The 15,096-nt window shown below is 39.7% G+C and carries 13 protein-coding genes; 5 read left to right on the top strand and 8 right to left on the bottom strand.

Going from position 1 to position 15,096, the window contains the following annotated elements; translation table 11 throughout:
* Nucleotides 1–73: 73 nt before the first annotated feature.
* The 5 genes from ACEYX7_RS08820 to ACEYX7_RS08800 all read right to left on the bottom strand — a co-directional run bounded on the left by ACEYX7_RS08820 (nucleotide 74) and on the right by ACEYX7_RS08800 (nucleotide 7,168).
* The gene (locus ACEYX7_RS08820) at nucleotides 74–457 is read right to left on the bottom strand and encodes a hypothetical protein (RefSeq protein ID WP_374900452.1); all 384 of its coding nucleotides are present in this window, start codon (nucleotides 455–457) and stop codon (nucleotides 74–76) included.
* A gap of 274 nt (nucleotides 458–731) precedes the next feature.
* On the bottom strand, nucleotides 732–1,898 hold the full coding sequence (locus tag ACEYX7_RS08815) for an HlyD family type I secretion periplasmic adaptor subunit (protein ID WP_374900451.1): 1,167 nt from the start codon (nucleotides 1,896–1,898) through the stop codon (nucleotides 732–734).
* Nucleotides 1,895–4,033 carry an ATP-binding cassette domain-containing protein gene (locus ACEYX7_RS08810; protein ID WP_374900450.1) on the bottom strand — a complete coding sequence of 713 codons (2,139 nt, stop codon included), beginning with the start codon at nucleotides 4,031–4,033 and terminating at the stop codon, nucleotides 1,895–1,897. Before ACEYX7_RS08810 ends, ACEYX7_RS08815 begins: the two co-directional genes overlap by 4 nt.
* Before the next feature lie 42 nt (nucleotides 4,034–4,075).
* Nucleotides 4,076–5,440, bottom strand: coding sequence for a TolC family protein (locus tag ACEYX7_RS08805; protein ID WP_374803660.1), 1,365 nt, complete (start codon nucleotides 5,438–5,440; stop codon nucleotides 4,076–4,078).
* A 144-nt stretch (nucleotides 5,441–5,584) separates the two neighbouring features.
* Nucleotides 5,585–7,168 (bottom strand): TerC family protein, encoded by a 1,584-nt coding sequence (locus tag ACEYX7_RS08800; RefSeq protein WP_374803658.1) that lies wholly within the window; start codon nucleotides 7,166–7,168, stop codon nucleotides 5,585–5,587.
* Between the two features lie 396 nt (nucleotides 7,169–7,564).
* Here ACEYX7_RS08800 and ACEYX7_RS08795 point away from each other — a divergent pair, with 396 nt between their 5' ends.
* From ACEYX7_RS08795 to ACEYX7_RS08785, 3 genes are all read left to right on the top strand, one after another.
* Nucleotides 7,565–9,952, top strand: a complete 2,388-nt coding sequence (locus ACEYX7_RS08795; protein ID WP_374900449.1) for a YgiQ family radical SAM protein — start codon at nucleotides 7,565–7,567, stop codon at nucleotides 9,950–9,952.
* 173 nt (nucleotides 9,953–10,125) lie between these two features.
* Nucleotides 10,126–10,392, top strand: coding sequence for a hypothetical protein (locus tag ACEYX7_RS08790; RefSeq protein WP_374803654.1), 267 nt, complete (start codon nucleotides 10,126–10,128; stop codon nucleotides 10,390–10,392).
* A gap of 2 nt (nucleotides 10,393–10,394) precedes the next feature.
* A complete protein-coding gene (locus tag ACEYX7_RS08785; protein ID WP_374803652.1) occupies nucleotides 10,395–10,577 on the top strand; it encodes a hypothetical protein in 183 nt (60 codons plus the stop codon).
* Nucleotides 10,578–10,638: 61 nt separating this feature from the next.
* Here the strand turns inward: ACEYX7_RS08785 and ACEYX7_RS08780 are convergent, their stop codons facing one another.
* The 3 genes from ACEYX7_RS08780 to ACEYX7_RS08770 are packed head-to-tail and all read right to left on the bottom strand — an operon-like array spanning nucleotide 10,639 to nucleotide 12,770.
* Nucleotides 10,639–10,998 (bottom strand): hypothetical protein, encoded by a 360-nt coding sequence (locus tag ACEYX7_RS08780; protein WP_374900447.1) that lies wholly within the window; start codon nucleotides 10,996–10,998, stop codon nucleotides 10,639–10,641.
* A gap of 13 nt (nucleotides 10,999–11,011) precedes the next feature.
* Entirely contained in the window at nucleotides 11,012–12,496 is a 1,485-nt protein-coding gene (locus ACEYX7_RS08775) for a YifB family Mg chelatase-like AAA ATPase (protein WP_374900446.1), read from the bottom strand.
* A gap of 40 nt (nucleotides 12,497–12,536) precedes the next feature.
* A complete protein-coding gene (locus ACEYX7_RS08770) occupies nucleotides 12,537–12,770 on the bottom strand; it encodes an accessory factor UbiK family protein (RefSeq protein WP_374805423.1) in 234 nt (77 codons plus the stop codon).
* A 188-nt stretch (nucleotides 12,771–12,958) separates the two neighbouring features.
* On the opposite strand from ACEYX7_RS08770, the gene glnK reads away from it, so the two are divergent.
* Together glnK and ACEYX7_RS08760 are read left to right on the top strand one after the other, a co-directional pair.
* Nucleotides 12,959–13,297, top strand: coding sequence for a P-II family nitrogen regulator (glnK, locus tag ACEYX7_RS08765; RefSeq protein WP_374805425.1), 339 nt, complete (start codon nucleotides 12,959–12,961; stop codon nucleotides 13,295–13,297).
* 157 nt (nucleotides 13,298–13,454) lie between these two features.
* Nucleotides 13,455–15,062: an ESPR domain-containing protein gene (locus tag ACEYX7_RS08760; protein WP_374900453.1), complete on the top strand. Its 1,608-nt coding sequence runs from the start codon at nucleotides 13,455–13,457 to the stop codon at nucleotides 15,060–15,062.
* Nucleotides 15,063–15,096: the final 34 nt, after the last annotated feature.

The raw sequence follows: 15,096 nt of genomic DNA, 5'->3' as shown, positions 1-15,096 counted from the left end.
CCATTGGGCATCAGTAAGTGTTAGTCTATTCATATAATCAGAATAACTGATTTTCTTTGTATGTCAACACACCCTAAGTAGAGCTATCATAATGATTATAAATTACACCATCAAATTCAAAATACTTTAGTGTATTTTTTGTTTGATAAATTTCATCATTGGTAAATGGTTTCATTTCAAGCCATTCTTTCTCTCCAATCTGCTGTCGCCATTCTTCAGGAGTTACATAAACTGTTACTCCACCATCTGCTTTACATAATTGATGTACGGTATATTGCACAGAAATAAATTCATATATCCAATACACCATCCATCCGCCTATTGTTAGCATAAAACCGATAAATGCCCCTAATTTTGGATAATGAACCCGCTGTCCAAGTTTATAACCTAGCTTAGTCGCTCCGACAATTATTGCCAGACATAACCCCAAAATCAGAATTACGCTTAATCCAAACATAAGAAATTCCTAGGTTTTCTAAATCATTGGCTTAAATAACTTGTTGAAATTGGTTAAGCGAATGGTTCTATCCTAGATTATCTGTTATACCTTTTAAAACAATTGATTATCCCTATACTAAATCTACGCCTATATCTTTATCTTTTCAGCATTCTTTTCTATTTTTTTGTAACGCTCATCTACCATTTATTCCTCCTGATAATATCACATGCAAACCTATTCCCCTTTCCAAGAAATAGGTTTTTTACACATCATTGAATCATAGTAAAAACGATTACCTTTCTTTCATGCCCTCAGCCAAAGTCTTGGTAATCGGCTTGGTCAAATAAGACAATACCGTCCGCTCTAATGCCTTAATATCCACACTGGCAGTCATACCTGCTTTAACAATGATTTCTTGCTCCCGCTTTTTAAATTCTGCCCCTGCGATTTTGATTTGTACCCGATAATACGGCTGTTCACCTTGTGCCGTTTTTTCAAATAAGGTATCTGGACTGATATAAGTTACCTGACCATGCAAACTACCAAAGATGGAATAATCATACGCATCAAGCTTAACCGATGCGTCTTGCCCCACACGCACGTAGGCAATATCGGCTGGGCTGACTTTTGCCTCGACGATTAAATCACTCTCGCTTGGTACAATTTCCATAAAGGTTTCACCTGCACGAATCACCCCACCGACAGTATTCATCTCGATATTTTTGACCAAACCAGCCATCGGTGCAAGCAAACGCTTTTCGGATAAGACTTTGTTGCGGTCTTTGAGCTTTTCTTGTTCTGCGTCCAATTCTTCCTGTACTTTGGTGAGTTCGGTTTGGGCATCTTGTAGATATTTATTTTGTTTACTAGCAATTTCTGCTTGCAAATCAGCCACTTGACGACGCAAACGAATAATATCCGCTTGGGCAATATCACCATATCGTAATAATGGCTCATTCATTGCCAATTCTTGCTTGGCAAGCTTTAGACTTTGTTGCAAGGCAGCGATGTCACTTTCTATGGCTTGGCGACGACGTTTATATAGCTCGGTTTGGTTGCTGACATATTCTGGATATGCCTGTGTCTGTGCATCAAAACGTAATGGACGATGATACACCTCCGCCTCCAGACGTGCCAAACTGGCTTTTAAGGCAGCAACACGCTGTGCCGCATCATCGACAGCGACTTGGGCTCGCTCTTCTTCCAATACCGCAAGCAATTGTCCTTTTTCGACTTTTTGTCCCTCTTTGACCAATAATTGTTTCAGCAAACCACCCTCAATCGCTTGTACTTGTTGGGTGCGTGCCGATGCAATCACCGTGGCTTTGGCTCGGGTGACTTGATTGATTTTGGCAAAGGATGCCCACACCAATAAAATAATCAATGACAATAAAATCAACCAAATCATCCAACGTGCCTTGTTGTGCTGTGTATCTGGGCTTAGTGATAAGTCGCTCATGATGATTTATTCCCTGTAAGATGATCCAATACCGCTTGCTTACTGCCATCCATAATGATTTGTCCTGCTTCCATCACGATAATACGATCTACCAAAGGCAAGATGCTCATTTTATGAGTCGAAACAATCAAAGTTTGCCCACGTTGCAACTCTTCTGCCAAGACTCGCAAACAACGTTGCTCTTGGCGATTGTCCATAGATGATGTCGGTTCATCTAATAATAAAATATCGGGTTGGGTTAAAATCAAACGTGAAAATGCCAACAATTGCTTTTGTCCACCTGATAGCCCTTTACCACCCTCATTGATAGGTAAATCCAAACCACTGGAATGCTGATTGACCAATTGAATCAAGCCTGTACGTTCTAGCATTTGGTGCATCGCATCATCACTCGGTGCAGGTAATCCAATCAATAAATTATCTCTTAATGTGCCTTGAAATAAACGATGATCTTGTTGTAAATAACCGATTTTTTGTTGTAAAACATTGGCATGAATTTGTCCCATATCCAAGCCATCTAATAATACTCGCCCCTCTTTTGCCATATATAGACCTGATAAAATCTTCAGCAAGGTCGATTTACCTGAACCAATCGCCCCAAGAATGGCAATACGTTCGCCTTGTTTAATCTCTAATTTTTCAATATTCAGTGCAGTATGTTGATTGCCTTGATAATGATATTTAAGATGTTCCACTTGATAACGTCCAAGTAATTGACTTGGTAATAATGGTTTTATCGTGGCATCATTATCTTGTTTTAATTCAAATAATTTATCAATATTGGCTTTGGCAGCTTTGGCGTGTGATGCTTGTACCAATAGATTAGGGATTTGCATGATTGGATTTAAAATCCGTCCACCCAAAATCGAACAGGCAATCATCGCCCCCATGGTCATCTTACCGCCCATCACCACAAATGAACCAACAATCACAATCCCAATATAACTCAGCTGTTGTAAGGTTTGTACGATATAGCTGAGATTGTCATTCAGATGTTTCATATTGATATCATTGGCGATATTTTTTTGGATAATTGACATCCAATTGGATAAAAATTTATATTGTCCAAAGCCCGATTTGATGGTTTCAATGCCTTCTACGGTTTCCACCAACAGCCCTGTTTTGAGATAAGATTCCATCGCACCATGTTTGGCAGCCTGATCCATTTTATGACGAAAACTAAAACCCAATACCACCGCAATCATCGCAGCAACCAACGGCACAACCGCCACCCAAGGCGAGCCAATCACCGCAATCAAAATAATAAATAACACCCCCATCGGTAAATCAACCAAAGTAAATAAAGTCGATGCGGTATAAAAACTGCGTACTTGTTCATAGCCACGCAATTGTGCTGCCATTGAACCGACCGAACTTGGCATATTGTCCAGACGAATACTCAATAAGCGTTGATAAATTTGCTGCGATAGCGATTGATCCAAACCGATAATCAAACGATCCATGATTTTTGAGCGAGCAAGTTTTAGGGCAAATTCTAATAAAATCACCAAACCCACACCCGATGCCAAGATAATCAATGTCGATTCGTTACGTGTCGGAATCACACGGTCATAGACCTGCATGGAAAAGAGCGATACCGCCAAAGCAAAGGCATTGATGACAATAGTCGCAATAATCGCCTCAAACATCACCCCACGGTATTTTTTAAGATTATCAGTGATTTTCTGTGAAAAGCTACTTTTGTCTTGCGTAGCATGGCTATGCTGTGCTTGTAAGGCAATCACACGCTCAAAACTGGCACTGTCTAAATCATAATGCTGTTGTGGGGTTTTAAATTGATATTGTTGTTCGGCGATATGATGGCTAATCACACCCCAGCCCAGTTGTGGCACATAGGCAATCAAAGGCAATTGTGTTGGGTCAAATTGCGATAAGGCTCTGACGCCAGTAATATTTAATTCTCGTAATAATGCTATGATGTGCTGCTCAGTAATATTGCTCACTTGGCAATGCTTTTGCAAAGCCTGCTGTAACGCCACCCGATCTATGGCATAGGCATAATGTCTTAAGCTATATAAAATCGCTTGCTGAATTTGTAGCAAGTCACTTTCTTTGGCTGTATTTACTGTGGCTAGATTGCTTGTATCTTGCGTTGTGTTTTGATTTGGCATCATTTTAAATTATCCATAATGATTGATTTGCATGCAAAGATGACGTTATCGGCTTTCACCTTGTGGGATATATGGCGTTCTATCACGCAAATAACGCAAGGTATCTTTGATGGCTTGTTTTGGCTGTGGCTCAGCCCATTGCAATGGCTGCTGCCAAGGTAACATGGATAAATCAACTTTGAGCTTATAATAATTGGCTAAAAATAAAATATCGGCACGCATCAATTGTGATTGATTATCCATACCTTCTCGTACCGCATTCATCACCTCTAACCATGTTTTACGCCCGACCACAAATTGCCGTTGATAAGATTCACTCACCGCTTTTGCACCTGTGACGGTAAGATTTAACGCTTTGATTTGGTGATAATTATTCATCAATTGCTGATATTGCGTTTGCATGGTTTCATACAGCTGTTGTTGGGTTGCCAACTGATTGGCTTGCAAAGTCTGTAGCTGTGCTTGGGCGATTTTTGGCTGTACCCATTTGGATAAGCCTGCTCCTGTGCTAAAGCTCATGCCGATACTGATTTGGGTATCGTTTTTGCGTATTGCATCAGGATTATATTGATAACCCACTTGGGTATAAATGGTCGGGAAAATCTGTGCCTCGCTAGATTTAATGCTTTGTTCTGCGGCTTTGATTTGATATTTGGATTTAAATAAACTTGGATGCATTAGACTATTGCCACCATCTTGAGCCAATACCTTTTTTTCAATCTCCGCCAAATCCAATTGGGCTTTATTCAGCAAAGCTTGCATATAATCCAAATCAAAATCTTTATCTTCTATTTGATTATCTTTGAGCAAATAATTTAATCTTGCTTTGGCGATTTTTTGTTGTTCTGTGGCGGCATCATATTGTGTACGTGCCAAAAGTAAACGATTTTCTAATAATTCTAATTCAATCGGTGCAGAAACGCCTTGATTGACCCGACGTTGCATCATTTCTTTGTATTGCAATAACTCACGAATGACATCGGCATAGACCATTTTCAGACTTTGTGCTTCAACATAGCTTTGCCAAATTTCAATGGTATTTTTAGCGACGAGATTTTGTTGTTCCAATACTGCCATTTTACTGGCGTAATCTTTATAATGTGCCTCATAGACATCGGCAGTCATCTGCCCACCCGACCATAAAGGCTGCCGTAAATTGACTTGATGGCTAAGCTGACTATGTTGATTATATTGACTTTGTGCAGTCAAACTCGGATATTGTTGATATTCGGCGATACTGGCTTGTAATGCGGTGACTTGTTGTTCGGCTTGGGATGCTTGCACACTTGGATGCTGTGCCACGGCTTGCTTCATCAAGCTGTCTATATCATACAAATTTTGGGCATGGCTGATACTTGCCATAGAAAAGAATAGAATACTGTAGCATGCCTTTGCCAAATTGTTTTTCATGATTTCATTGTGCCATGTACCACTGAAAATCGGTAAACTGTATCACAAAAAATAATGAAGATAAATCATGTCATTTTGATTGTTGGTCTAAAAACAAAAAACCACGCTATTTTCATAACGTGGTTTGTTCGCTTAAATCAAAATTTAAGCTGTAGTCAATTGTACTGCATCGCCATCACGTGTGATACGTACTTTATCGATTTTTTGTCCGTCCATAGTCAGGATGACAAATTGCAAATCACCAACTCGCACTGACTCACCATCATGTGGCACACGCCCAAGATGCCACATCAAAAAGCCTGACAGGGTCGAATATTCTTCATTTTCATCAACCAAATCTTGCTCTAATAATAATGACACATGACGAATATCGCTTGAGCCTTCTAACAGCAAACTACCATCTTCTTGCACTTCATCATCAATGCCATCTAAGGCATCATGCTCATCTGGAAATTCACCGGCGATCGCCTCGAGAATATCAATCGGTGTGGCAATGCCTTCGATTGAACCATATTCATTTAACACCACAGCGATTTGCATAGGCGTATTACGTAATTGCTCAAGCAAAGTCAAAACTTTGATATTTTCATGTACAATCAATGGTTTAATCAAATGACGCTCAATATCCATCTGACCTGTTTCGAGATAATGATTGAGCAACTTGTGGGTTGGGGCAACACCTTGCAAATCATCTAAGTTCTCACGCGCGATTAGGACTCGAGAATGTCCGATTTGCAATAATTTTTCTTTGAGTTGCTCATCATCCATATCAATCCATTCAATCTCCGAACGTGGTGTCATGATGGACTTAACTGGACGATCAGCAAGCGTCAATACCCCATGAATCATGCCTTTTTCTTCATCAGAAAATACATCATTGGCAGACGATTGGGTTGCCAAAATATCTGCTGTATCAGACAGTTGTTCATTTTCAGGCTGATTATTTTTACCACCCAATAAGCGAATCACTGCCGATGCCGTACGTGAACGCAAATCAGTGGTGGTAATCATTTTTTCACGATTACGGCGTGTCGCTTGGTTAATCGCCTCAATAATCACCGAGAAACCAATCGCAGCATACAAATAGCCTTTTGGAATATGGAAACCAAAGCCTTCAATAATCAATGAAAAACCAATCATCATCAAAAAGCCCAAGCATAGAATCACTACAGTTGGATGCTTATTAACAAAGTTCATCAGCGGTTTTGAGGCGATCAGCATCACGCCGATAGCAATAATCACCGCAATCATCATTACGCTTAAGTGCTTTACCATTCCGACTGCAGTAATCACACTATCTAGCGAAAACACTGCGTCAAGCACCACAATCTGTGCAATCACTACCCAAAATGCGGCATGTATAGGTTTATCTTCTTTATGATGTGGCTTGCTTTCGATACGTTCGTGTAGCTCCATTGTTCCCTTGAACAATAAGAACAAACCACCAAAAATCAAAATCAAATCTCGTCCAGAGAAACCGTGATCAAATATTTGGAACAGCTCATTTTTGAGTTGCATCATCCAAGCAATCGACGCCAATAAACCTAAACGCATCACCAAGGCTAAACTCAAACCGATGACACGGGCTTTATCACGTTGTTCTGAAGGAAGTTTTTCAGCCAAAATGGCAATAAACACAAGGTTATCGATACCCAAAACGATTTCGAGTACGATCAGTGTCAGCAAACCTGCCCATGCTGTCGGGTCAGACATCCATTCAAAGAGCATGGTGATACCTACCTTCTGCTGTCCTTAAACAAGGATTTGTGATTATTATTGTTGATATGTGGTGATCAATGATTGGCGTAGATAAATTATCATGTGCCAATGTTATGGGAATCTCTAAATCAGATCGCCTACTCATAGGTATTTAAGGGGTAGTCAAAGATTTTTTCAGTATAACAAGAATCTTTGGCTTTTAAATATAGTTTTGGTATTTTTTAACAAAATATAAAATATTCTTAATCACTACAAGTTTGCATCCACACACTGTGCTAACAAGATGATGTGATGGCAAATAAAAAGTCAATATTCCCGCTGAAATCAGCTATAAATCCATCATTTACAAAATCTTTCATGATAAAATGAAAACCTTTCATGCTGATATTTGACTAGGTACGCCCCATGTCCACCGCCTATAAACAACGCCAAACCGCCAAAGCCATATTTGACTATGACAAATATTGGGCGAGCTGTTTTGAGCCTGCACCATTTTTACCGATGTCACGTGCAGAAATGGACATGCTCGGCTGGGATAGCTGTGATTTTATTTTGGTGTGTGGTGATGCCTACATTGACCATCCATCTTTTTGTTCGGGTGTGATTGGACGTGCCATTGAAGCACAAGGCTTTCGTGTGGGGATTATCGCTCAGCCTGACTGGACTTCAGCAGAAGCGTTTAAAGCGTTGGGCAAACCAAATATTGCTTATGGTGTGACCGCAGGCAATATGGACAGTATGATTAACCGCTACACTGCCGATCGAAGAATTCGTTCGGATGATGCCTATTCACCTGATAATCAGCCGAATAAACGTCCAGACCGAGCGGCTACCGTGTATTGTCAGCGTTGTCGTGAAGCCTATCCTGATGTGCCGATTATTTTGGGTGGTATCGAAGGCAGTTTACGTCGTATCGCCCATTATGATTATTGGTCGGATAAAGTACGTCGTTCGATTTTGATGGATGCCAAGCCTGATTTATTGGTCTATGGCAATGGTGAACGTGCCTTGATTGAAATCATGCACCGTTTATCCAAAGGCGAAAATATTAAAAATATCGTCGATGTGCGTGGTACTGCGTTTATTTTAAATAAATCGAATCGTCATCTTAAGTCAGAATTTGTAGAAATTGCCAGCAATGATGTCGATACCATCGGACGTGTCGATGCCATTATCAATCCTTATGTGATGATGGAAGATGTGCCGGATTGTTCGATTGAACAAGATAAAAAAGATGCCTTGGGCAATCAATATCAAAATTTTAATAAAGATGTGGTTGCCAATCCTATCGTCAAAGCAGGCGATGAACTGCCACAAGATACACAAATTGTGCAATTACAACATACACCATCCAAAGCGATTAAGCATAAATTACCACCGCGTGAGCGTGCAGTGATTCGTATGCCAAGCTTTGAACAAGTGGCAAATGACCGTGTTTTGTATGCACATGCCAATCGTATTTTGCATCTCGAAACCAACCCAGGTAATGCCCGTGCCATGGTACAAGCCCATGGCGATCGTGATGTTTGGCTCAATCCGCCAACCTTGCCACTCTCTACCGAAGAGATGGATTATGTATTTGATTTGCCTTATGCACGTCTGCCACATCCAAGTTATGGCAATGCCCGCTTCCCTGCTTTTGATATGATTAAATTTTCAGTCAATATCATGCGTGGCTGTTTTGGTGGTTGTACGTTCTGTTCGATTACCGAGCATGAAGGACGTATTATCCAAAACCGTTCTGAAGAATCGATTTTGCGTGAAGTAGAAAAAATCCGTGATACTGCACCCCAATTTACGGGCATTATTTCTGATTTGGGCGGACCAACTGCCAATATGTATCGCCTACATTGCAAAGACCCTGAAATTGAAAAAAATTGCCGTAAGCCCTCTTGCGTTTACCCAAGTGTGTGTCAAAACTTACATACTGACCATGCCCCATTAACCCAGTTATACCGTAAAGCACGTGCGATCAAAGGTATCAAAAAAATCTTGATTGGTTCGGGCTTGCGTTATGATTTGGCGGTACTCAATCCTGAATATGTCAAAGAATTGGTCACGCATCATGTCGGTGGTTATCTAAAAATCGCTCCTGAACATACCGAGCAAGGGCCTTTATCAAAAATGATGAAGCCGGGGATTGGGACGTATGACCGTTTTAAACAAATGTTTGAACGTTTTAGTAAAGAAGCAGGCAAAGAGCAATATTTGATTCCGTATTTTATTGCAGCACATCCTGGTACGCACGATGAAGACATGATGAATTTGGCGATTTGGCTCAAGAAAAATGGCTTTCGTGCAGACCAAGTGCAGACCTTTTACCCATCACCGATGGCAACCGCAACCACGATGTATTATTCAGCCAAAAATCCATTGGCGCGTGTAGCACGTCATAGCGAAGATGTGGATATTGTCAAAGGTGAAAAACGTCGTCGTTTGCATAAGGCATTTTTGCGTTATCATGACCCCAACAATTGGCCGTTATTGCGTGATGCTTTGCGTGAGATGGGACGTGCCGATTTGATTGGTAATTCAAAACAACATTTGATTCCGACTTACCAACCACAAGGTACAGGCGGTCAAGGTGGTGAATACCAATCGGCACGCAAGAAAAATTCAAGCAAAGCTGGTGATAGTGTCAAGCGTAGTGGACAAGCTCAGGGCAATCCAAAAACCAATCAAAATCAGCAGCAAAATCAAGCTCCTAAACGCCCAAATAAAGGACAGATTTTGACGCAACATACGGGATTACCGCCACGAGAGCAAGGACAAAAGCGTAAAGGCAAAAAGTAATTCTATTCGTCACATTATCACTTGATATATCAAAGCCAAGTCATTTTAGACTTGGCTTTTTTGTTTTAAAAATTTACATTTATCTAAAAATAGCCGTGTTAATATCATGATAATAAAACAGTAAAAACAGGGAATAAAAACCATGTTGTTTCGTTCCGATAGAGAAAAATCTTATGCTTTATATTGAAACTGATGCGGAACAAAGACTGGTCGCTAGTCATTCCACACCTGTTGCTCATACTCGACCATTAAAAGTGAAAAATCCTCACGGCACTGTCTTTCAAGCCTATCCAAACACCGAAACTTTTATGTTTGCCGAAGGTCTAGCAAGCTGTTATCAACAAGCAAAATATGCCGAAATAGTAGTGGATACTCAGGGTAATCCAATGCTGAAAAGTTTGGTCGATGAGCGTTTGAAACCGCTAAATTGTGAGAAATGAAAATGAATGATTGTAATAAAAATGTGCTTGATGTAAGCAATAATCAGAATGAGCAAGGCAGAGCCATGCAAGCCTATAAAGATTTTCAACAGACAGGCTTACATATTAGCCTAAATGAATTTATAGAGTGGGTCGATAGTTTAGAAACTGATACGCCACAGGAAATGCCACAATGTCATCAATAAACTTCATCAAGGCAATGTAGTTTATAGCAAAAATGGTACAGCTATTTATTTAAATTTACATTTAGAAAAACCGAGCATATTTTCTTATGGCTTTATCACAAGATAATTGCCCTGCGACAGACTGAGCAAAAATACTTTCTTCACCTTTATTTGCAGCTCGTTCTAACATGGCTAAATTTAAAGGCGTTTGCTGAAACAATTGTTGGCATTGCTGATAGTATTGCTGAGTTTTTTGATTAATCTCTTTGTCATTAAGCTGATCACAGCTATTTTTTAATGTCGTTACCGCACCATATTGCTGAGCAAATGCCAAACAAGATTGTGGTGATAATTTTCGTGGTTGAATGGGTTTTGCTTGAGCGTGTGTAGTAATCGGTAGTATCAGTATAATTAGATATAGAAATTTAGATTTTTTCATCATAATATTTTCCCATCTAAATCTGCGGACGATAAGACAAGGCTTCACTAACATGGGCGGTATGTACTTGCTCACTGCCTGCCAAATCAGCAATGGTACGTGCCACACGCAAAATACGATGATAAGCACGAGCGGACAGCTGTAATTTTTCTTGAGCCGTTGCTAAGACTTTTTGGCTTTGTTCATCCAACTGTACTAACTTATCCAAATGCTGTGGACTTAGGGCATTATTAAGCTGATTTTGGCGTTGCATTTGTTGTTGATGGGCGTGCCAAACACGTTCTCGCACATTTGCTGAGCTGTCGCCTGATTGTTGCTGTTGCAATTCTTGAGCGGACAATGGCGGTACTTCTATATGCAAATCAATACGGTCTAATAAAGGTCCTGACAAACGGTTGCGATAGCGTTTGATGCTTTCAGCCGAACATTGACAACGGCTATCTTGGTGAAAAGCATAACCGCATGGACACGGATTCATTGCCGCAATCAATTGAAAATCGGCAGGAAAATCAATTTGTCGTGATGCCCGAGAAATGATGACATTTTTGGACTCGAGCGGTTGTCGCAATACTTCCAAGACTTTACGGTCAAATTCAGGCAATTCATCCAAAAATAACACGCCATGATGGGCAAGGGTAATTTCCCCAGGTTTGGGATGCGAGCCACCACCGACCAACGCCACCGCGGATGCAGTATGATGCGGTGCACGAAATGGACGCACGCCAAATTGATGCGGCATATTGGCGATGGAATAAATACTGGCGACTTCAATGCTTTCATCATCATCCAATGGCGGTAAAATACTTGGTAAACGAGATGCCAATAAGGTCTTGCCCGTACCTGGAGGGCCAATAAATAATAGCGAATGCCCACCGGCTGCGGCGATTTCCAAAGCACGACGTGCTTTAAATTGTCCTTTGACATCTGCCAAATCTGCCAAGACTTGCTGTGTAGCAGGCGGTGCTTGATAACGGTGCAAAGTCAGTTGATGTTGTTGTAATAAATGCTGACACACTTCTGCCAAACTATTAGCTGCCAACACGTCTAAGCCTTGAATACATGCTGCATCATTGGCATTCTGTGCAGGGCAAATCAAAATCCGTCCTGCTTGCTTACAAGCATGAGCAATACTTAAAATACCTGTCACTGAACGTAATTGCCCATCCAATGCCAATTCGCCAACGCACTCAAATGGTGCTAATGCATCTTGTGGGAGCTGTCCCGATGCCACCAAAATGCCCAAAGCAATCGCCAAATCCAAGCGTGAGCCATCTTTTGGCAAATCCGCAGGGGCAAGATTGATAGTAAATCGCTTGGCAGGAAATTGAAAATTGCTATTGATAATCGCTGAACGCACACGGTCTTTACTTTCACGCACGGCAGCTTCGGGCAAACCGACCATGGTGACGGCTGGCAGGCCTTGGCTAGCATGCACTTCCACTTCAATTTGTGGGGCATTTAACCCCAATACACTACGAGTAAAAATCTTGGCAAAGCTCATTTCATATTTCCTTATATTGATGTCTTACACGCGAATTTGATTAATTATCCTTTTGATTTTGTTGTAGTTGTTGAAATTTTTGTTCCAACTCGCTAATACGTGCTTGAGCATTGGCAAGGGCTTGTTGCTGACGTTGCATTTGTTCATGGCTGACTAAATCCATTTTTTCCACCATTTCGTTTAAAATGGCACGTAGGTTTTTTTCCAAGTCTTGCTTTGGCGTATTAAGTTGTTGTTTTAATGCATCAATTGCTGTATCAAATAAAGTCGTCATTGCAGTTTTCCAAAGTTATCGGTTCGCCTTTAAAGATACAATAAATCGTCATAATTAGCAAAACGATTGCCAAAAAAATCCAAAATCAAAACATGGCACAATTTGTGCTGTATTTTTATTTTATCGGGCTTGATTTAAATTTAAAAATCAGTTCAAATCAGATTAATGCAACCCTTAGGAAAAATAACATGAAACTTGTGACAGCGATTGTAAAACCATTCAAACTTGATGATGTGCGTGAAGCATTATCAGATATTGGTGTACAAGGTATTACTGTAACCGAAGTCAAAGGCTTTGGGCGTCAAAAAGGGCATACCGAGTTGTATCGTGGTGCGGAATACGTGGTGGATTTTTTACCTAAGGTCAAAATCGAAATTGCAGTACAAGATGACATGGTGGATAACGTGATCGAAGCCATCATGAGTGTGGCAAGCACAGGTAAGATTGGTGATGGTAAAATCTTTGTCAGCAATCTTGAACAAGTGATTCGTATCCGTACAGGTGAAACAGGCTCGGATGCGGTGTAAACTGATTCAAAAAAGTCACTCTCAATAAAAATTAATGCCCACATTATCCATAATGTGGGCATTTTACTGTGTTCGTTAGTGCAAAATTTATTCCATTTTATCTTCATTTATGTTAAATTTATCATGCTTTTTGTAGCTTTTTTTTAGGAAATAAACAATAAATAAGGTTTACCGCGTAATTTTTAATCGTGCATTAAATGTATGGCAATGTGTTAGTGAACTTGCTAAATCTAATGGAAAATCAAAATCAATCAAAGCATTAACCCTTGCTGTAGCAATGGTAAGTAGTTCAGCAGCGATGGCGGTGGATTATACCAGTGGGACAACAACAATTACCACTTCACCTTATCAAGTGGCAAATGACACGGTTTCAGGCAGTAGTACAATTTTAAATGTACAGGATTATTATAATACAGGCTCACAAGCAACCATTAAAGATAGTGCAAGCGTAAATGCGACAGGCACAGCACAAAATGACGGTGCGATAACTATTGATAGTGCTAAATTACACGCTACAGAATTTAATACAGGCAATAAAACAACAGGTACGCTCACGGCAAATAATGCAAAAATTGATGCGAGTAAATATGTGCGTTTTGGTTTTGAAAAAGGCAGTCAAGGTTCAGGGACACTAGATAAAACAACATTAAATGCTGGTGAAGAACTGGTAGTTGGTTTTAAGGGTAATGGAACTTTAAATCTGAATAATGATTCGCTTGTTAATTCAAATCAATTGACGATGGCAGTAGATACAAATAGCCATGCAACATTGAATATGAATAATGCAAATCTTATAGCAACTAATGCAATTGGTATTGGCGTTGCTGGCACAGCAGAACTAAATTTTACTTCAACACGAAAAACATCTGATCCAGCATCTAAAGCGGTATATGTTTCAGCTAAACAGATTATTGTAGGTATGGAAAATACTTCGAATGGAAAATTTAGCATGAATGGCTATAGTCACTTACATACAAATAATTTTATTATTGGAGACAAAGGTGCTGGTCAAGTGAATTTGAATCAAATGAGTCCATATGCTGTGGGTCTCATTCGGCTTGGTGATATGGTTATTGGAAATCAGAATACAGGTATAGGTGAGTTAAATATTATCGGTACAGCAATTTATGCTGATACAATTACAGTTGGCAACCAAGGTAAAGGTAAGCTTAATCTAGTAGGAGATAGTAATGATTTTCTTGCTGAAATAAATGTAAAACAAATTCGACGTGATGTTAATGCACAGCAATCTGATGTATATATTAATGGCGGTGAAATTTCACTGGATACAGATCAGTCTAACTTATTTGAAAATTTTACTGCGAATAATAAAATTGAATTAGGTGAAAAAGGTATTACTTTTGCTGTTACTAATTTAAAATATTTACCAACGACCATTAATCATGTGCGTATTAATCCAAATGCTGTGATTACAGGAAATATTAAATCTCTTGACTTTAATAATGTTGATGCATCTCATGGCTTTGGTAAATATGGCTATGGCACACTTGAGATGGATATGAAAAGTAAACAATTTAAAGGTGACCTTTTGATATTAAATGGTACGCTTAAATTAAACGGCGACTATGTTATGCAAGGCGAAAACTTAGTAATTGGCTTATTAGATTGGAATGACGATAAAAAAGTATCATTCAATGATGGCTATGGTAAATTGGTCGTTACAGGTAAAACTGATATTAGTAATGGTAATTTGATGGTATATGCTATAGCAAAAGAAATTAATAAATGGCACAAATCCACATAAAATAGAAGAACAGGGTATCAATACAATCTAAACG

Source organism: Hubeiibacter jixunmingi (assembly GCF_041928215.1).
Lineage (GTDB): Bacteria > Pseudomonadota > Gammaproteobacteria > Pseudomonadales > Moraxellaceae > Acinetobacter.
Note: the sequence above shows the minus strand (reverse complement) of the source record. Positions and strands in the feature narration are given on the sequence as shown.